Source organism: Mesorhizobium sp. M7A.F.Ca.US.011.01.1.1 (genome assembly GCF_003998295.1).
Lineage (GTDB): Bacteria > Pseudomonadota > Alphaproteobacteria > Rhizobiales > Rhizobiaceae > Mesorhizobium.
The window spans coordinates 59900-77912 of sequence record NZ_RZRT01000021.1 but is presented as its reverse complement, the minus strand read 5'-3'; the positions used below and the strand labels follow the sequence as shown (position 1 = coordinate 77912).

Genomic DNA, 18013 nt, shown 5'->3' with positions numbered 1-18013 from the left:
CCAACAAGGACTGCTTGAACCAACAAGCATGGAACCGCCCCGGGAACATCATCAACGAAAATGGGAGATTGTCATGGACCGCAGAGTATTCCTCAAACGTGCGGCGTTTGCCGGCTTCAGCATCGCGACATTGCCGGCCACATTGCTTCGAGCCAATGCTGACGGCAGCAAGATACTGCGTATGGCCTATGGGGCCGAGGTTCTCACCCTGGACCCGATCAAAACCACTTACGGAGCCGATATCCTTATCCAGGGCATGATGTATGCACGCCTGCTGCATGCCAATGCCGATCGCACCGAAGTCGGCCCGGGCCTTGCCGAGAGCTGGGACATCGCGGATGACGGCAAGACCTATACCTTCCATCTGCGCGAGGCCAAATTTTCCGATGGGTCGCCGATCACGGCCGAGGACGTGGCGTTCAGCTGGAACCGCATGCGCTTCCAGAAGGATTCCGCCTATGCGGCGCCGTTTCAGCCCCTGACCAAGGTCGAGGCAAAGGACGCCAGGACAGTGGTGATGACGCTCGACCGCAAATTCACGCCCTTCCTGACGCTGACCGAAATCTGGAATACCGGCATCGTGCCGAAGGCAGCGGTCGAGAAAATGGGCGACGACGCTTTCGCCAAGGCGCCGGTCACATCAGGGCCGTTCAAATTCGTCGAATTGAAGCCGGGAGACCGCGTGGTCCTTGGCCGCAACGAGCATTATTACCGCCAAGGCGAGCCCAAGATCGACGGCGTCGAATTCCGCTATGTCCCGGACGACAACACCAGGGTCTCGATGTTGCAGGCGGGCGAACTCGACGTCTGCCTCGCAGTTCCAGCCCCGCGCATGGCCGAGTTGAAGGCCGCCGGCTTCCGCGCCGACCCTGAACCTTCGAGCACCACCTATGACATGCTGATCAACCATTCGGCAGAACCCTTCAACGATCTCAAATTCCGCCAGGCCGTCAGCTATGGCATCGACCGCACGGCCATCAATGCCGCGGTGACGCTGGGTCTCGGCACGCCGGCCAGTTCCATCATGAGCCCGACGCTCGATTTCTTCGACAAATCGCTCCCGATCATTGCCCGAGACGTCGAAAAGGCCAAGGCCCTGCTGGCCGAATCCGGCAAGACCGGAGCCAGTTTCGAACTCATCCAGAACGCCGGAAGTGCCGACGAGGAAAAGGCGGCGGTGCTGATCCAGGCGCAGTTGGCGGAAGTCGGCATCACCGTCAACATTGCCAAGATCGATTCAACCCAGGCATGGACCCGCCTCGCCGATGGCGAGTACCAGGCGGAAATGAACTGGTGGTACAACGAGACGCGAGATCCCGACAACGCATTGCGCTGGTGCGTCTGGGGCGCGGGCGACAACAAGTCCTACTACACCCGCTACAACAACGAAACGGTCGACAAACTGATCGATGAAGCCTCGGGCGAGGCGGACAATGCCAAACGGGCCGAGCTCTATGCCCAGATCCAGAAGACCGTGGTGGACGAGGTGGCGCAGGTGGCGCTCTATCACCCGACGTGGCTCAACGCCTACGCTCCGAGCGTGAAAGGGTTGGTCCTGAACGTTGGCCTGCAATTCTCGTCCATCGGCGGGACCAGCCTGGATTGATCGGCACAGGATGCGAGACGGGGACGAGACACTTCATCCCCGTCTCGCATCGATTTGACACCAGGATCCCGACCATGAATCGATTCTCCTTCGTGCTTAGACGGCCGATACAGTTGATCCCCGTGCTGCTGGGTATCAGTGTGATCACCTTCCTGCTGCTGCAAATGACACCCGGCGATCCGGTTCGCCTCATGCTTGGCCCCAAGGCCAGTCAGGAGGCGATCGAATTCGTGCGGGCGCGATACGGTCTCGATCAGCCCATCCCCGTGCAGTATTTCTATTACGTGCTGAATTGCCTGCGCGGCGATTTCGGTCAGTCGATCGCCTTCCGGGGTCCCGTCAGCGGCGTCATCGCGGCACGGATCGCGCCAACGGTTTTCTTGATCATCTATGGCCTCGTGATCTCGCTGCTGTTGACATTCGCGCTCGCGGTCACCGCTGCCCGGCAGCGCGGACGGTGGATCGATCACCTCATCCGTCTCGTCTGCGTCGCGGGCGTCGGCGTGCCGTCCTACTTTGTCGGCCTGCTGCTGATCATGGGCTTCTGCCTGCGGCTGAAGATCTTCCCCGTCTCTGGATACGGACCGACCTTTATCAACAATCTGTGGCATCTGTTCCTGCCGGCCCTGACGATCGGCATCGGGGTGACGCCGATCCTCGCGCGTAATCTGCGCGCGACCTTCATTCAGCAGCTGGACAAGGATTACGCGATCGCCTGCCGCTCCAGGGGCCTGCCGGAAAGCTATATCTTTTCCCGGCATGTATTCTGGAATTCCCTGTTGCCGACGGTCAATCTGCTGGGCGTCGTGGTCGCCTTCCTGATCGGCGGAACGGTCGTTGTCGAAAATGTCTTCAACATTCCAGGGCTCGGCAACCTGCTCATCCGCGGCGTTCTCACGCACGACCAGTTCGTCGTCCAGGCGGTGGCCCTGCTGCTTGCCGTAGGTGTCGTCATTTCGAATTTTGCCGTCGATGTCTTGACCGCCATTCTCGACCCAAGGGTGGAATTATGAGCGATGTGATGCAGGGCAGCGGCTCCTTGGCCATGGCGCGTATCCGGACGATGCCGGCAACCTTGATCATTGGCGGCGCCATCACTTTGGCCTGGATCGTCGTGGCCATTTTGGCGCCGGTGCTGACCAGTTTCGACCCGATCAAGGTCGATGTGATGCAGGCGCTGAAACCACCTGGCGCCGAGCATTGGTTTGGCACCGACGCCATCGGCCGCGATGTCCTGGCGCGGACACTGTTTGCCGCACGCTACGATCTCGCCATGGCCTTCTTCGGCGTGGTCGGTCCGATCATCCTGGGGACGACCATCGGCCTCATCGCCGGCTATCTGGGCGGCAGGATCGATGCGGTGCTGATGCGCATCCTCGAGGTCACCGTATCATTTCCCTATTTCGTCCTCGTGATCGCCATCGTGGCCGTGCTGGGGCCCGGCCTCAAGAGCTACTTCATCTCGCTCACCTTGGTGAACTGGGTCAGCTATGCGCGACTTGTGCGGAGCCAGGCGCTGGTGCTGCGTGGCGTCGATTTCGTGCTGGCGGCACGTGGCATGGGTTTTGGGCATTTGCGCATCATGCTGTTCCACATCCTGCCGAATGCCATCGTCCCATCGATCGTCTTCGTCATGACCGATGCCGTGCTGGCCATCGTGCTCGGATCATCATTGGGTTTTCTCGGCCTCGGCGTACAACCGCCGACGCCCGAATGGGGCGCCATGATCGCGGATGGGCAGACCTACCTGACGACCGCATGGTGGATTGCGATCTTCCCAGGCATCGCCATCTGCCTTCTGGCGCTGGGCCTCTCGTTGACCGCTGATGGTCTCGCCCGCCTCCTGAACACGGAATCCTGAGATGAGCGACCTCGTCAGCGTCGAGAACCTCACCATCGACTTCGCCACCAATTTTGGCGACGTCCATGCCCTGCGCGGCGTCAGCTTTTCACTAAAAGCGGGAGAGGTCCTTGGGATCGTCGGTGAATCCGGATCGGGCAAGACGGTGGCCTGCAGGGCCATCCTCAAGCTGATTGCCGGCAACGCACTGGTGAAGTCGGGCCGGATTATGTTCGAGGGCAGCGATGTCCTCGCCATGAAGGATGCCGAGCTGGGCCGGCTGCGCGGCGGGCAAGCGGCGATGATCTTCCAGAACCCGTCAACGCATCTTGATCCGATCATGACGGTCGGGCGTCAGGTGGGCGAAGCGATGGTGGTCCATCAGGGCATATCCTGGCGGCAGGCCAATGCGCGGGCGGTCGGACTGCTCGAAGACATGCATATCAAGGACGCGTCAAGGCGCGCGGGCGCCTATCCTCACGAGCTGTCCGGAGGCATGCGTCAGCGGGTGATGATTGCGGCGGCCCTTGCCTGCGAACCGAAACTGCTGATTGCCGACGAGCCCACGACGGCACTTGATGTCACGGTGCAAGCTCAGATACTCGACCTGCTCCGCGGCATCCGGCGTGAACGCAAGCTGTCGGTCATTCTGGTCTCTCACGACCTTGGCGTGATCGCGGAAATGTGCGACCGCGTCGTCGTCATGAAGGACGGTGCGGTGCTGGAAATCGGCTCGGTCGATCAGATCCTGCGTGACCCCGCCCATGAATACACGAAGCGCCTGATCGCTTCCCAACCCTCGCTGATGAAGCCGACCACGCATGCTTGCCCTGTGGCGACGGAACCGCATCTCCTGGTGAAGAACCTGTGCGTGAACTTCTACCCTGGGCAGAGCCTTGCGGCCTGGGCGACGCGCAAGCCGCCGCAAATCGTGCGCGCCGTCGACAATGTTTCGCTGGCATTGCGGCGCGGTGGGGCATTGGGGATCGTCGGCGAGTCCGGTTCCGGCAAGAGCACCATAGCCCGGGCTATTGCAGGCCTTGTGCAGCCGGAACAAGGAGAGATCGAGGTGGACGGCCAATCGCTCGATCGCGCACTGAGGCAGCGCCGACCGGAGCAGGTTCGCAAACTGCAGATGGTGTTCCAGGACCCGTTCATGTCCCTCAACCCGGCGTTTACGGTTGCGCGAACTCTGGCCGAACCGCTGCGGCAACAGAACATCTGCCCGGAAAGAGACATTCCGGAGCGGATCCGCGAGCTGATGGAAAAAGTGGAATTGCCACGCCAGTTGCTGGACCGACGCACCACGCAGCTTTCCGGCGGCCAGCGGCAGCGCGTCGGTATCGCCAGAGCCCTGGCGCTGGAGCCTGAGATCTTAATCGCCGATGAAGTCACCTCCGCTCTGGACGTCACCATCCAGGCCCAGGTGCTCGGCCTCTTTGCGCGGCTGCGCCGCGAATTGTCGCTGACGCTGATCCTGATTTCCCACGATCTGGGCGTGGTGCGTTATCTCTGCGAGCACGTTGCGGTCATGCAGCACGGCAAGCTGGTTGAATACGGCAATACGGAAGACGTTCTGGATCGTCCGCAGCAGGCCTATACCCAAGAATTGATTGCCGCTATCCCGAAACTCTCGCGTCGAACGAGCAGCGGAATCCAACCAGGAGACACCCCGCTACTGGCCGCCGGAAGCAAATGCTAGACTAAAGCCTTCAGGGCCGAGCGTGATCGAGCACGGCAGCGTCAGCACCCAGGCAAGCAGCAAATTGCGTCGGGCGTTGCCGGAACGACGGCGGCGAACGGTTCCGGCTGCAATGGGGCGACGCTGCGCACGCCGAAGGCGGGCAGGAACCACTTCGCGCTGCCCGATTGTTCCAGCGGATGATCCGGTCTCGGAATGCCCGCCTCGCTGGAAACTATATCCACCATGTCCCACTCCAGATGCATTGCAGCAAAGAACTGGGAAGACGCTATGACCGCACGATGAACCCTGTGTGACGCCGGCGAACGCCGCGTTCACGAACAGACCTGCCGAAAAGCGGGTGGGCCACGCCTATTTGGCAATCTCGAGCAGGGACGATACCAACAACTCTCGCTCGTCTTTCGACAGGACATCCGAATCGAAGAGGTTCATGCTGCGCAATCCCTCGATGGCGAGATAGCAGATCAACAGCGATTTGAGATCCGGCGTTTCGCCCTTCAGCCGCTCGAAAAGCTGCCGCTTGAAGGTCTTTATCGGCATCATGAAATCGGGATCCTCGGCGATGGCCGAGAAGATCCAGGACGCCGACGGCTGCTTTTCCTCGCAATCATTGGCCGACAGCCTGATGTAGACGGCTAGGGGATTTTCGTCCTTGTCATTTGTGCGGGCGGCTTCCAGCGCGTGCTCGAACTCACGCAGATAGCCTTCGACCAAACCTTGCATCAATTTGGCCTTGGTCGGGAAGTTGTAGAGGAGCCCTCCTTTCGACACGCCGGCACGGCTGGCGACGGCATCCAGCGACAGGCTGCCTGGTCCGGATTCCCGGGCAACATCAGCCGCCGCGGCGAGAATCTTCTCGCGCGAATTCGGTCGTTGGGCTCTCATGGTGCCTCCCATCGCAAGCTTAGGCCCAATTGACAAGACCGTCCAGACGGTACAGTAAGACCGCCATTATTTGAAATCGGGACCCGCAGTCGATATGTGTCCCGATATCCGCGCTGCGCGCCGGATTTTCGACTGAGGGGACTTCCTTGTTCAAGCGCATACTCCGTATATTTATCATTGTTCTGGTTTTGGCCCTGCTCGTCGTCGTGGTCGGCGGCATCGTCGGCTTCAACTTCCTGCGTGACAACGGCATCAAGCAGTACTTCGCATCGATGAAGCCGCCGGCAGCAACCGTTTCGACAACCATCGCCAAGCCTTCGGCCTGGACGCCGGGCGTCGAGGCGATCGGTACGGTCAAGGCCGTGCGCGGTGTCGACCTGACGGTCGAGACCACCGGTATCGTCAAGGACATCCTTTTCCATGCCAACCAGAAGGTGGCGGACAATGCGGTTCTGCTGCAGCTCGATGACGCCGTCGAGCGCGCCGATCTCGACGCACAGAAGGCGCAGGCCGCGCTCGATCAGACATCGCTTGCCCGCGCCATCGAACTGACCAGGCGTGGCGTTGGCTCCGACTCGACGCTGGACACGGCGCGTGCGGCGGCCTCGGCCTCGGCGTCTCAGGTCACCAAGCTGCAGGCCGTGCTCGAGCAGAAGCAGTTGACGGCGCCTTTCGGCGGCACGGTGGGCATTCCGAGGATCGATATCGGCCAGTATCTGGCGCCCGGCACCGCCGTGGTGACATTGCAGGATCTCGACACGATGCGGGTCGATTTCTCGGTTCCCGAACAGCAACTCGCTCTGCTCAAGATAGGCCAGACGATTCGATTGGGCTTTGGCGGTGAGGACAGGCCATTCGCAGGCGCCATTCGCGGCATCGACCCGAAGATCGACTCGTCCAGCCGGCTGGTGAACATCCGGGCGGAAGTCGCCAATCCCGATGGCAAGCTGACCCCCGGCCAGTTCGTGCAGGTGCGTGTCGAGCTGCCCGAAGAGCAGAACGTGCTGACCCTGCCGCAGACGGCGCTGACGACAAGTCTCTATGGCGACTACATCTTCGTGGTGCAGCCAGCCAAGCCCGCCGAGGCGGCGCCAGCTGCCAAGCCGGAGGAAAAACCCGCCGCGCCGGCAGCCGACAAATCGGCTGATGCCAAGCCTGCGGACACCAAGCCGGCCGATGCGATGAAGCCGGCGGCTGATGCTGCCAAGCCCGCCGCCGATGCGGCAAAGCCGACTGACCAGGCTCCCGATGCGGTCAAGCCGGCGGCGGAAGGTGACAAGCCCGCGCTCGTGCTGTCGCAGGTGTTCGTCAAGCCCGGCCGCCGCAATCAAGGTGTGGTCGAGATCGTCGAGGGGCTGAAGGCCGGTGACCAGGTCGTCACCGCCGGTCAGAACCGCCTCTTCAACGGCATGTCCGTCGTTGTGGACAACACCATCGACCCGACCAAATCGGCGAACAAGCAGGCCGAACAGCAATGAGCTTTTCAGATCTCTTCATTCGCCGGCCTGTTCTTTCGACGGTCCTTGCCTGCATGATCCTGCTCCTGGGTTTCCAGGGCATCTTCAACCTGTCGATCCGGCAGTATCCGAAGGTCGATGAAACGGCGATCACCATCACCACGGCCTATCCGGGCGCCAGCGCCGATCTGATCCAGGGCTTCATTTCCGCCCCGATCGCGCGCGCCGTCGCCTCGACCGAAAACATCGACTACGTCACCTCGTCCAGCCGCCCGTCCTCCAGCACCGTGACGGTGCAGATGAAGCTCGGCTCGAACCCCGACGTCGCGCTGACCGAAGTTCTGTCCAAGGTCCAGGGCGTGCGCGGCACCTTGCCGGACGCATCGAAGGACCCTGTCATCGTCAAGGGCACCGGCCAGCAGTTCGCGATGATGTACATCTCGATGCAGAATCCGAACATGACGAAGGAGCAGCTTACGGAGTATATCGAGCGCGTCATCAGACCGCGCATGTCGACGGTCGAAGGCGTCGCCGACGTGCAGATCTTCGGCGCCCAGGAATACTCGATGCGCGTCTGGATCGATCCGGTCAAGCTTGCCGCGCGCGGCGTGACGGCCTCCGAACTGCTGACGGCGATCAACAATTCCAACTTCCTGTCGGCGCCCGGCAACACCCAGAACGAGTATGTCGTTTCCTCGATCACGGTGCGCTCGACATTGCAGACGCCGGAGGCATTCGCCGAGCTGCCGCTGCGCTCTACCGACGGCAATGTGGTGCGGTTGCGCGACGTGGCTCGCGTCGAACTCGCCGCAGAGAACACCGACACCAGGGTCTCGTTCAACGGCAAGCCAGGCACCTTCCTCGCCATCTTCCCGACGCCGGCGGCCAATCCGCTGACCACGGCGGCTGCGCTCACCAAGCTGGTGCCGCAGATTCAGGAGACGCTGCCGAAAGGCATGACGATCGAGGTCGTCTACGACGCGACCGGGCAGATCAGCGCTTCCATCGAAGAGGTGTTCAAGACCATCGCCGAGGCGGTTGCCATCGTCATCGTCGTCATCCTTCTGTTCCTTGGCTCCTTCCGGTCGGTGATGATGCCGATCATCACCATCCCGTTGTCGCTGATCGGCGTCTGCTTCCTTTTGTTTGCTGTCGGCTACTCCATCAACCTGCTGTCGCTGCTGGCCATGGTGCTGGCGATCGGCCTGGTCGTCGACGACGCCATCGTGGTGGTGGAGAACATCCATCGTCACATGGAAGAAGACCACATGTCGCCGATGCAGGCTGCGTTCAGCGGTATGCGCGAAATCGCGTCAGCCATCGTTGCCATGACCATGACGCTGGCCGCCGTGTTCGCGCCGCTGGCCTTCACCGGCGGCCTCACCGGCGCGCTGTTCCGCGAATTCGCAGTCACGCTCGCCGGCTCGGTGGTGCTGTCGGGCGTCATCGCCATCACCATCACCCCGATGATGTCGGCACGCCTCTTGAAGTCCGGCACGCCGGGCCGTTTCCAGCGCATTGTCGACGGCACCTTCGCGCGCGTCGAGCATGTCTATGAACGGGCCGTCACCGGGTCGCTCAATTATCGCCCATTGACGCTGATCATCGTGCTTGCGCTTGTCGGTGTCACTGGCTTCATGTTCACCAAGACCTCGAGCGAACTGGCGCCGGAAGAGGACCAGGGCTTTCTGCTCTCGATTGTGACGGCGCCGCGTTATGCGACCTCCGATTACACCGAGACATACGTCAACCAGATCCTCGGCCTGGTGAAGGATATTCCCGAAACACGGGCGCAGTTCTCGGCCGTCGCCTTCGGCGGCACGACAAACAGCGCCTTCGTCGGCTATGCCTTCAAGGACTGGGCGGAACGCAAGCGCAATTCGAAGGAACTGCAGGCCGACATTACGGCCCGTATCGCCAAAGTGGCCGGTGTCGAGGCTTTCGTCTTTGCACCGCCGACGTTGCCGGGCTCCGGTGGCGGCCTGCCCATTTCCATGGTGGTGAGATCGACCGGCGCTTCCTCGGAAGTGTACGAGGTGGCCGAGCAGATCAAGAACAAGGCGCAAGCCTCCGGCCGCTTCATCGTCGTGCAGAATTCGATGGCCTATGACGCACCGGAGGTGACGGTGACCATAGACCGCGACCGCGCCGCGGCGCTGAACCTGCCGATCGCCGATATCGGCCGCACGCTGACCCTGCTGGTCGGCGGCGCCGAAGTGGCGCAGTTCGACCGCGACTCCAACAGCTACGACATCATCCCGCAGGTGCCGCAGGAGTTTCGCGATAACCCCGACAAGCTCGGCGAATACTTCGTGCGCAGCGTGACGGGCGAGATGGTGCCGCTATCGGCGGTGGTCAAGATTTCGACCAATGCGGCGCCGGCGGCAATCGAGCAGTTCAACCAGTTGAATTCGTCGACGATTTCGGCGCTTCCGTTACCCGGTGTCACCACTGGCGACGGGCTGAAGGCGCTGGAGGACATCGCAAAGGAGAGCCTGCCCGACACCTTCTTCCTCGACTATTCCGGTCAATCGCGGCAGGAAAAGGAACAGGGCAACACCATCCTGATCGCTTTCGCGGCCGCCGTGGTCGTCATCTATCTGGTGCTGGCGGCGCAGTTTGAAAGCTTCCGCGACCCTCTGATCATCATGATGGCGGTGCCGCTGTCGATCTTCGGCGCGATCGTGCCGCTCAATCTGGGCCTCGGGACGCTCAACATCTACACGCAGGTCGGCCTGATCACACTGATCGGTCTGATAACCAAGCACGGCATCCTGCTGGTCGAGTTCGCCAACCAGCAGCGTGAAAAACATGGCATGCGGCGGCGCGACGCCATCATCGCCTCGGCCAAGGTGCGCCTGCGGCCGATCCTGATGACGACAGCGGCGATGGCGCTCGGCGTTGTGCCGCTGATCACGTCCAGCGGCGCTGGTGCCGCAGCCCGCTATTCGATGGGCCTGGTCATCTTCACCGGCATCCTGGTCGGCACCCTGTTCACGCTCTTCGTCGTGCCCATGTTCTACACCTTCATCGCCAGCAAGGATCTGCCTCATTTGGCGGAGAAGCCGGACCCCAAGCTGATGCCGGCACTGCCGAGCTAGGGCGGTCGAGGGAGTCCCGCCCGGAAATGTGCAGGACAAATCGATGGAAGCAAAAGAAAGAGGCCGGGAATTTCCCGGCCTCTTTCTTTTTGGCTGGACTCGATACCCCGGTTCGAGCTTTGCTCGATACCGCCGGTTTGCGCTGTGCTCGATACCGCAGCGTTTTCCGGCGGGAGCCTTGAACAAGGCGCGACAGCATGCTGACACGCCACCGTTTCCAGCCTGCTACTTGACGATGACGATGCTGGTGTTGGTCGCCCCGAAGGTTTCGACGAGCTGGTAGAAATCAGCGGCGTTGTCGGGGTGCAGCCGCACGCAGCCATGCGACGCCGGCTGGCCGAGGCGCTTGATCGCATAGGTCGCGTGCACCGCATAGCCGCCGCTGAAGAAGACCGAGTGCGGCATCGGGGCGTTGTCGTATTTCTTCGAGTACCACATTTCATGCATGCGGGTCGGCTTGAACGAGCCGGTCGGCGTCACATGGGCCCGGTCGCCGGTGGAGACTTTCCAGGCGAAGGTCGGCCGGCCGTCGACGGAGACTTCCATGATCTGCTGCGAAAGCGAAACGCGCGCCACGATCTTGTTGGCGGCGTGCGCCGCACCCGAGCCGGCGCCGAGCAGCAGTGCTGCACCAGTCAAGGCAGCGGCGGTGATGTTGATGAGCTTCGCGGAAATGGCGGTATGCATGATGAAGTCCCCTCTCTCTGCCGGTTAGGCCGGCTCCAATTCGATGGCCGCTTATCCCAACGTCATGTTTCGAGAGGATTTCGCAAAATGCTCGCTTCTGTTTCGAATCTGTTTCCACTGGTTAACAAACGCCTCCTTATAAATGGGGGTGGAACAGGCTCGGCAGGCCCGCCCAGCCAAGACCAAGAGTCGGGAACATGAGTATCCGCCCCCAAACGAAAGTGCGAATTGGCGTCATGTGAAAGAACAACCCTCGGCATCGAAACCAACCTGCAACAAAGTGCGGCTCCTAGCGGCATGATCCGGATACGGGGTGCGAGCAAAGTTGACGCAACGAAAACAGCCGGTAACGAACATGGGAACGAAATCGAACGCGCTGTCCTGGCTTCTCAGGATCAGCATCGCGGCAACGGTCATCGGCGGCGTCGGCACGGTTGCCGGCACCCCGCTGACAAGCCTCGGCGCGATGACATCAGGCGAGATTTCGACGCTGCATGCCGCACTGTTTTTCGCCACGGTCTGGATTGTTTCCAGCCTGCGCATCGCCCGGCACAAGGCCCTCTGGCGGGTCGGCCTTAGGCTGACGGGTTTGCGCGGCGCCTCCGGCAACTTGCTGCCGAGAGGACCGAAGGCCCGCGCCGCGACGGGGGGCTCCGTGGGCGGCGCGGGCACTTCGGGGGTATCCTGAAGCGACCCGCAACAGGTCATTTCTAGAGAATTGGCATTTTTGGGGAACTGTGACGATGAAAACGAAATTCGCTGCTTCGGTGCTGTCCGCACTGCTTTACGCCCAAGGCCTGCTCGGCTTTGCCGGTCTTGCCACCATGCTTCTCAGGGACCGCGCCCATGCAAGCGAACTCACCATGGGCAGTGACATGCCGGTGGGGCCATCGCTTCTGCTGGTACGCTGAGTATCAGGAGCATCGGGCCCAGAGATGGAAAATCCGATGCCCGAAAAAACGGATTGCGCCAGTACCCGGCAGTCAGTCGGCGAATTGCCGCGGCGGATCGAACCGATAGCCGGCTCCACGTATTGTGGTGATGGTGTCGGTGTCGAGCTTGCGGCGCAGCCGCACGATGCGCGAATCGATCGAACGATCGAAGGCGTCGGCGTTTTCGGCCGGTGCCGCGGCGATGATGTCGTCACGCGTCAGCACCTTGCGCGGACTGGCCAGGAACAACCTGAGCAGCGCCACCTGGCCGGGCGAAAGCTGTTCCTCGGAGCCGGAGCGATGCATGACCATGGCCGATCTCAGATCGACGGTCGCGTTCTCCAGCACGATGAGTTCCTGGGTACCCCTGCCGCGGCGCGAAAGCAGGCCGCCGACACGGGCGGCCAGTTCACGGACATTGAGCGGGCTCTCGACGACGTCGGCCGCACCAAGCTCCAGCGCCAGCACCTTGTCGACAAGATCGGCCGGCCGGCAGATGAGGATAAAATCCGGTCCGCCCTCGCCGCCTCCTGCTTGGCCGCCATACCGTCTGAGCAGGTCCCGCCCCTCCGCCTGGCTGAGGCTGTCGCCGACGACGACGACGTCGATGCCCTTTCCCGACAGCAGCGATTCGGCCTCCCAGGGCTGGCGTGCCTGATGCACATCGTGGCCGCGCCGCTCGAGATGGTCGGCGAGTTCGGTCGCCACCACTTCGGCTACCGAAACGAGCGCAATAACGGATCGTGCGGCCATCTTTTCCAACCGTTCCCTGGCAACCCGGATATGAGTGCTGGACATGATGTTTATACCCAATCTACTTTCCACTGAAAGTGGGAGCGAAAGCATCGTGCGGGCAAGAATTGTCATCGTCGAGGATGAGCCCGACCTCAGGGACGCGGTCGCCGAATATCTTGGCGCATCCGGCTATGACGTGGCCACCGCTGAAAGTGCTGCCGCGGCGCGCAGCCTCGTTGAAACGCAATCGTTTCATCTCGCCATTCTCGACATCGCCATGCCCGGCGAGGACGGCCTCTCGCTCGGCCGCTGGCTGCGTTCGAAACTGCCGATCGGCATCATCTATGCGACCGCGGCCGGCACCGCGCTCGACCGCATCGTCGGGCTGGAACTCGGTGCCGACGACTACATCGTCAAGCCCTACGAATTGCGCGAAGTGCTGGCCAGGGTGCGCAGCGTGTTGCGCCGGGTTCCCCAGCCGAAGGAGCTCCAGGACAACAAGGCCGGGACGGATCGCCGTTCCGTTACCTTCGGCCCCTTCCAGGCCGATCTCGACGGCAGGCTGGTCACCGGCGCCAATGGCGCGGTGGTCGACATGGCCAAGAGTGAGTTCGACGTGCTGGAGATTTTCCTCACCCGCGCCAATCGGCTGCTGACCCGCGCCGCTATCTCCGAGGCGATCGGTTTCACCGAAGATCCGGAATCGTCACGCGCGGTCGACATTCGCATCATGCGGCTACGCAAGAAGATCGAGGCCGATCCCGCCAATCCGAAATTCCTGCGCACGGTGCGCGGCGAGGGCTATATCTTCTCGCTGCCGACCGGCGACGGCAACTGAGGACCGGGCCAGAAGGATTCGGCTGCTCGCCAGCCGGAATAGGCACGACTCCGAATTGGCGCGACTCCGGAATGACGGCACAAGATGATCGCTGAAGCAGCAAGCACCGATATGCAAGGGTTCAGGCAGGGCGCGGCGATGGCGGCCGTGCGCGTGGTTCGCCGGCTTCGCGAGGCCGGCGACTGGCAGCGCGAGATGGACGGCATACTGGAAACGCTCTGCCGGGCCATGGATTGCCAGCGCGGCATCCTGTTTCGCTTGCGCGAACTGCCCGGCCAGGGCTTCGCCCAATCCGTCGCCGCCTATTGGATCGACCCTCTTTTCGGCGGCGAACTGGCGTCGCCAACCGTCATCATGCAATCGATCGTCAATTCCGACCCCCTGCTGGAGCGGCTTGCCGAGGACGAACGGCAAGGCAAGATCTTCGCCGGCCATACGCGCGATCTCCAAGGCTTCCTGAGGACCGATTTCGAGAAGCAGAACATCAAATCGTTCCTCTCGGTCTCGGTCTTCGCGCATGGCCATCTCTGGGGCACGCTGGCGGTCAATGACTGCGTCAACGAGCGTGCATGGACGGACGAGGAAGAGGCGGCGCTGCATATCATCGCGCTGGCCATCGGCGACGCCATCGAGCGCTCGCCCTCGGACGCCCACGCCAGCGAGGTCATTCGCCGCACCATGCTGCAGGCCTCGCTCGACGCCATCGTCGTCATCGACGAGACCGGCTCGATCATCGAATTCAATCCGGCTGCCGAGAAGATGTTCGGCTTCCAGCGCAGCGACATCCTCGGAAAGGACCTGCTCGATACGATCGTGCCGATCTACTACCGCAAGGGCTATGCTTCGGGGGCCGAATACATGTCCGGCCGCGGTGCGCCGATGGTCGGCCAGCGGCTCGAGACGGTGACCCAGAATGCCGCCGGCGAAGTGTTCCCGATCGAGCTGACGGCGACCGAGATGCGGGTTGCCGACCGCCGCCTGATCTTCGGCTCCATCCGCGACCTGCGCGACAAATTGCGCGCCGAGGAGGAGATCGGCCGGCAGCGCGAGAAGCTGCACCAGAACGAGAAGATGGCGGCGATGGGTTCGTTGCTGGCCGGCGTCTCGCACGAGCTCAACAACCCGCTGGCCGTGGTGGTGGCGCAATCGACGCTGCTGCACGAATTTGCCTCCGACCCGCAGACCAAGGTGCGCGCCGAGAAAGTCCGTGCGGCCGCCGAGCGCTGCGGCCGCATCGTCAAGAGCTTCCTGTCGATGGTCCGCCTCCATCCCGCGGCACAAGCCGAGACCGACCTCAACCAGGTGATCCGGTCGGCACTCGAAGTGACCGCCTATGGCGCGCGCTCGAGCGGCATCACCATCGACACCGATTTCGCCGCCGGCCCGCTGCTGGCCATGGCCGACGCCGACCATGTGACGCAGGTGGCGGCCAATTTCCTCATCAACAGCCAGCACGCTTTGGCCGGCATTGCCGGCGACCGGCTGATCAAGGTGCGGACGTTCCGCAGCGACCGCGGTCATCCCTGCTTCTCGGTCGAGGACAACGGGCCCGGCGTGCCGGAAACGATCCGCGGCCGCATCTTCGAATCCTATTTCACCACCAAGCCGGTCGGCGTCGGCACCGGCATCGGCCTGTCGATCTCGAAATCGATCATCGAGCGGCACAATGGCAATGTCTGGTTCGAGGAAGTGCTCCCGAGAGGCGCGCGTTTCGTCGTCCAGCTGCCGGCCATCGTGGCCGGCCTCGCCACCGCCGGCGACAACCAGCCGCGATCGAGCGGCCTGCGCCATGCCTTGATCATCGACGACGAGCCGGATGTCGCCGGCTCGCTCTCCGACATTCTCGAACTGATGGGCATCAAGTCGCGGATCGTGCCGGTCTGGGAATCGGCCGCCGCCACTTTGAGCGGCCACATGCCGCCGGACATCGTCTTTTCGGACCTGCGCATGCCCGGCGTCAGCGGCATATCGATCTATCGCGAGTTGCTCGCCGAAAAGCCTGATCTGGCGCGGCGTTTCGTGCTGGTCACAGGCGACCTGATCGGTGCGAAAGCCGAAATCGAGGCGCTGCCGGCACAGCAGCGGCCGCAAATCCTGGAAAAGCCGTTCAGCACGCTGGATGTGCGCAGTGTGCTGTCCGCCATTGCCGAACAGGCGGTCTTGAAAGGATAAAGAAGAGGCCCCGGGGGCGGGGGCCGAAGAAGAGCGCACTGGAGGGAGCGCTCGGGGAGTCCAGAGCATGATCCCAAAGCGGGAACGGTTTCGGATCATGCTTCGACAAAATCAGAAAATATTCGGCGTATCGGCCAAGGGTGCGGCATTGGCGATCATGCGGACGGCGCGGCTCTTGTGTGTTCCGGACTGTTCGGCGATGGCGCGCAGGCAATCGATACTCTCGGCACCCCATGCCTGGCCCTTGCAGGCGAAGTCGGTCACCGGCACCGGCAGACGCGCGGTCCTGGTCGTCGTCTGCGCGCCGTCGATGAGATTGGACGGCGGATTCAACGAAGCGAAGGCCGGCCCGATTGTCGGCGTGAACGCCATGCCGACGAAGGCGCAAGCAGCCAGCACCATGAACATCGCCATGGGGTGGTCGCTGGCCCGCTGGCGCAGCGCCAGTTTCGGACGGCGGTCATTGCGCTCTGGAGCCTGAAGGCGGCTCTCGCCGCGGATCGTCTGGATTTTCGCATGCATTGCCTTCCCCTTCGCTGAGTTTCTTTTGGCGGTGAAATGAACTTATCCGCACTTTGTAACGACGATGGGGTGGCGAAGGACTGGGACTGTAACGAGTTCGAAACAGCATTTCGGGCGAAGTCGGGCAAAATCGGGCATAGCCTCGACGGCACGCGGGCTCGAGGCGCAACCTGACCCGATCTTGCCGAACAGTTTTTCGGAAAAGATCAGACTCAGCCCGGAGCCTGAATCTCGGCAATGATCTTGTGCGCGGCGATACGCCCGGCAATGATGGCGCCCTCGACATACCCTGGAAACGACGGCGAGAGTTCTGAACAGGCGAGATACACCGGCGGTGCGCCGGCAAGGATCGTTCGCTCGGCGTCTGTCGCTGTAACATCGACAACAAGATCGCTGTACGCGCCGCCGCTCCAGCGATCTCCTGTCCAGTCACGCAAACTGAAATCGATGACATCACCGGCATCAGGGCCAAGGGCTGCCTCCAACCGGCCGGTCACCTCCGCACGCAGTTCCGCCTCGCCGAGGTCGCGCCAGCGCAGCGCGAGCGGCCCGCCGACGAACACGACGAGCGCGGCATGCTCCACATCCTTGCCGGCGTCGCAGGCAAACAGTCCCGGCGGATCGAGCCACATCACCATGCCGTTCAAATCCCGCCCGCGCCAAAACGGTTTGGCATAGCGCACCAGGATCTTGATAGCCGCGCCGCTTTTCCAGGCGCCGAGCGCCCGCCCCAGTCCAGCCGGCAAGGCAGGGACAAAGGCGAGCTCCGTCACCGTCGCCGGGGGGACGGCAACCAGAACCGCGCGCGCCTCGATGGCACCCCCGGCCGAAACGACAAGAACACCTTGCGAACTGTGCTCGATGCGCGTGACGGGCTCGCTGAGCCGCAACCGATCGCCAAGGTCGCGGGCCAGATCGTCGGCCAGTGAATGCATGGTTTCGCGCACGAAATATTGCAGCTCCGGCACCTCGTTGGTGACCCGTCGGTCATTGTCGATCAGATACCAGAGAGGAATCCGATCCAGCGCCATGCACCAGAGACCTTCGATCATCGATCGGAAGACGGCCCTGGCATCGGCTGAATCGCGCTGGCGGGCAAGCCAGTCGGCAACGGTCAGTCCGGCAATCGAGACGTCGTCCGGATCGATCCCGTTCATGCGCTCGCGGATTGCCATTGCCGCGTCATAGATCCGCTCTGCTCTTTGTACGGACATCGTCGGCTGGGTGATGAAATCGCCATCGACATAGGTCTCAACCAGCGTCTTGCCGCCCGCCTCGATCAGCGCCATCAATTCCGGCATGTCCTCGCACAGGAACTGGCCGCCACTATCGATCCGTTCGCCAAGTCCGTTCAGTCGGGACTCGACGCGTCCGCCGACGCGGTCGCGTGCTTCGAGCAGGATGAAATCGATGTCGGCCTTCTTCATCTCGAGCGCCGCCGACAGGCCCGTGAAACCCGCACCGACGATGACGACATCGGTTCGCTCGAATTCGCCGCCCTCATCCGTGAAGGTCTTCAGCATCCACCCAATCGCA

The 18013-nt window shown here is 62.4% G+C and carries 16 protein-coding genes; 10 read left to right on the top strand and 6 right to left on the bottom strand.

Annotation, left to right across the window (positions count from 1 at the left end):
* Positions 1–73 precede the first annotated feature (73 nt).
* The 4 genes from EOA13_RS19950 (at position 74) to EOA13_RS19935 (ending at position 5148) form a co-directional block, all read left to right on the top strand.
* Entirely contained in the window at positions 74–1606 is a 1533-nt protein-coding gene (locus EOA13_RS19950) for an ABC transporter substrate-binding protein (RefSeq protein ID WP_164780193.1), read from the top strand.
* 74 nt (positions 1607–1680) lie between these two features.
* Complete coding sequence (locus EOA13_RS19945) at positions 1681–2619, top strand: ABC transporter permease (protein WP_127295208.1); 939 nt, start codon at positions 1681–1683, stop codon at positions 2617–2619.
* The gene (locus tag EOA13_RS19940; protein ID WP_245490431.1) at positions 2616–3467 is read left to right on the top strand and encodes an ABC transporter permease; all 852 of its coding nucleotides are present in this window, start codon (positions 2616–2618) and stop codon (positions 3465–3467) included. Before EOA13_RS19945 ends, EOA13_RS19940 begins: the two co-directional genes overlap by 4 nt.
* Before the next feature lies 1 nt (position 3468).
* On the top strand, positions 3469–5148 hold the full coding sequence (locus tag EOA13_RS19935; protein WP_127295206.1) for an ABC transporter ATP-binding protein: 1680 nt from the start codon (positions 3469–3471) through the stop codon (positions 5146–5148).
* Between the two features lie 41 nt (positions 5149–5189).
* Here the strand turns inward: EOA13_RS19935 and EOA13_RS19930 are convergent, their stop codons facing one another.
* Both EOA13_RS19930 and EOA13_RS19925 read right to left on the bottom strand, forming a co-directional pair.
* On the bottom strand, positions 5190–5375 hold the full coding sequence (locus tag EOA13_RS19930; protein WP_127295204.1) for a hypothetical protein: 186 nt from the start codon (positions 5373–5375) through the stop codon (positions 5190–5192).
* 124 nt (positions 5376–5499) lie between these two features.
* Positions 5500–6033 carry a TetR/AcrR family transcriptional regulator gene (locus tag EOA13_RS19925; protein WP_023811021.1) on the bottom strand — a complete coding sequence of 178 codons (534 nt, stop codon included), beginning with the start codon at positions 6031–6033 and terminating at the stop codon, positions 5500–5502.
* Positions 6034–6179: 146 nt separating this feature from the next.
* Here EOA13_RS19925 and EOA13_RS19920 point away from each other — a divergent pair, with 146 nt between their 5' ends.
* Positions 6180–7511: an efflux RND transporter periplasmic adaptor subunit gene (locus tag EOA13_RS19920; protein ID WP_127295202.1), complete on the top strand. Its 1332-nt coding sequence runs from the start codon at positions 6180–6182 to the stop codon at positions 7509–7511.
* Positions 7508–10591 (top strand): efflux RND transporter permease subunit, encoded by a 3084-nt coding sequence (locus tag EOA13_RS19915; protein WP_127295200.1) that lies wholly within the window; start codon positions 7508–7510, stop codon positions 10589–10591. Before EOA13_RS19920 ends, EOA13_RS19915 begins: the two co-directional genes overlap by 4 nt.
* 225 nt (positions 10592–10816) lie before the next feature.
* Here EOA13_RS19915 and EOA13_RS19910 read toward each other — a convergent pair whose 3' ends face one another.
* Positions 10817–11278 carry a L,D-transpeptidase gene (locus tag EOA13_RS19910; RefSeq protein WP_023811018.1) on the bottom strand — a complete coding sequence of 154 codons (462 nt, stop codon included), beginning with the start codon at positions 11276–11278 and terminating at the stop codon, positions 10817–10819.
* A 355-nt stretch (positions 11279–11633) separates the two neighbouring features.
* Between EOA13_RS19910 and EOA13_RS19905 the strand changes: the two genes are divergently transcribed.
* Both EOA13_RS19905 and EOA13_RS19900 read left to right on the top strand, forming a co-directional pair.
* Positions 11634–11966 (top strand): hypothetical protein, encoded by a 333-nt coding sequence (locus EOA13_RS19905; RefSeq protein ID WP_127295198.1) that lies wholly within the window; start codon positions 11634–11636, stop codon positions 11964–11966.
* Positions 11967–12021: 55 nt separating this feature from the next.
* Positions 12022–12189, top strand: coding sequence for a hypothetical protein (locus EOA13_RS19900; protein ID WP_023811016.1), 168 nt, complete (start codon positions 12022–12024; stop codon positions 12187–12189).
* A 72-nt stretch (positions 12190–12261) separates the two neighbouring features.
* On the opposite strand, the gene EOA13_RS19895 is transcribed toward EOA13_RS19900, so the two are convergent.
* Positions 12262–12963, bottom strand: coding sequence for a response regulator transcription factor (locus tag EOA13_RS19895; protein WP_127295240.1), 702 nt, complete (start codon positions 12961–12963; stop codon positions 12262–12264).
* Between the two features lie 46 nt (positions 12964–13009).
* Between EOA13_RS19895 and EOA13_RS19890 the strand changes: the two genes are divergently transcribed.
* Together EOA13_RS19890 and EOA13_RS19885 are read left to right on the top strand one after the other, a co-directional pair.
* Complete coding sequence (locus EOA13_RS19890) at positions 13010–13783, top strand: response regulator transcription factor (protein WP_206535297.1); 774 nt, start codon at positions 13010–13012, stop codon at positions 13781–13783.
* Positions 13784–13867: 84 nt separating this feature from the next.
* The gene (locus EOA13_RS19885; RefSeq protein WP_164780189.1) at positions 13868–15955 is read left to right on the top strand and encodes an ATP-binding protein; all 2088 of its coding nucleotides are present in this window, start codon (positions 13868–13870) and stop codon (positions 15953–15955) included.
* A 111-nt stretch (positions 15956–16066) separates the two neighbouring features.
* On the opposite strand, the gene EOA13_RS19880 is transcribed toward EOA13_RS19885, so the two are convergent.
* Together EOA13_RS19880 and EOA13_RS19875 are read right to left on the bottom strand one after the other, a co-directional pair.
* Positions 16067–16477, bottom strand: a complete 411-nt coding sequence (locus EOA13_RS19880; RefSeq protein WP_127295194.1) for a hypothetical protein — start codon at positions 16475–16477, stop codon at positions 16067–16069.
* A 212-nt stretch (positions 16478–16689) separates the two neighbouring features.
* Entirely contained in the window at positions 16690–18000 is a 1311-nt protein-coding gene (locus tag EOA13_RS19875; protein ID WP_127295192.1) for a flavin monoamine oxidase family protein, read from the bottom strand.
* Positions 18001–18013 lie beyond the last annotated feature (13 nt).

Excerpts from the sequence above, each read along its gene's own strand:
- EOA13_RS19950 (WP_164780193.1), top strand. The coding sequence starts at position 74 with ATGGACCGCAGAGTATTCCTCAAACGTGCGGCGTTTGCCGGCTTCAGC.
- EOA13_RS19945 (WP_127295208.1), top strand. The coding sequence starts at position 1,681 with ATGAATCGATTCTCCTTCGTGCTTAGACGGCCGATACAGTTGATCCCC.
- EOA13_RS19940 (WP_245490431.1), top strand. The coding sequence starts at position 2,616 with ATGAGCGATGTGATGCAGGGCAGCGGCTCCTTGGCCATGGCGCGTATC.
- EOA13_RS19935 (WP_127295206.1), top strand. The coding sequence starts at position 3,469 with ATGAGCGACCTCGTCAGCGTCGAGAACCTCACCATCGACTTCGCCACC.
- EOA13_RS19930 (WP_127295204.1), bottom strand. The coding sequence starts at position 5,375 with ATGGTGGATATAGTTTCCAGCGAGGCGGGCATTCCGAGACCGGATCAT.
- EOA13_RS19925 (WP_023811021.1), bottom strand. The coding sequence starts at position 6,033 with ATGAGAGCCCAACGACCGAATTCGCGCGAGAAGATTCTCGCCGCGGCG.
- EOA13_RS19915 (WP_127295200.1), top strand. The coding sequence starts at position 7,508 with ATGAGCTTTTCAGATCTCTTCATTCGCCGGCCTGTTCTTTCGACGGTC.
- EOA13_RS19910 (WP_023811018.1), bottom strand. The coding sequence starts at position 11,278 with ATGCATACCGCCATTTCCGCGAAGCTCATCAACATCACCGCCGCTGCC.
- EOA13_RS19905 (WP_127295198.1), top strand. The coding sequence starts at position 11,634 with ATGGGAACGAAATCGAACGCGCTGTCCTGGCTTCTCAGGATCAGCATC.
- EOA13_RS19900 (WP_023811016.1), top strand. The coding sequence starts at position 12,022 with ATGAAAACGAAATTCGCTGCTTCGGTGCTGTCCGCACTGCTTTACGCC.
- EOA13_RS19895 (WP_127295240.1), bottom strand. The coding sequence starts at position 12,963 with ATGGCCGCACGATCCGTTATTGCGCTCGTTTCGGTAGCCGAAGTGGTG.
- EOA13_RS19890 (WP_206535297.1), top strand. The coding sequence starts at position 13,010 with ATGTTTATACCCAATCTACTTTCCACTGAAAGTGGGAGCGAAAGCATC.
- EOA13_RS19885 (WP_164780189.1), top strand. The coding sequence starts at position 13,868 with ATGATCGCTGAAGCAGCAAGCACCGATATGCAAGGGTTCAGGCAGGGC.
- EOA13_RS19880 (WP_127295194.1), bottom strand. The coding sequence starts at position 16,477 with ATGCATGCGAAAATCCAGACGATCCGCGGCGAGAGCCGCCTTCAGGCT.
- EOA13_RS19875 (WP_127295192.1), bottom strand. The coding sequence starts at position 18,000 with ATGCTGAAGACCTTCACGGATGAGGGCGGCGAATTCGAGCGAACCGAT.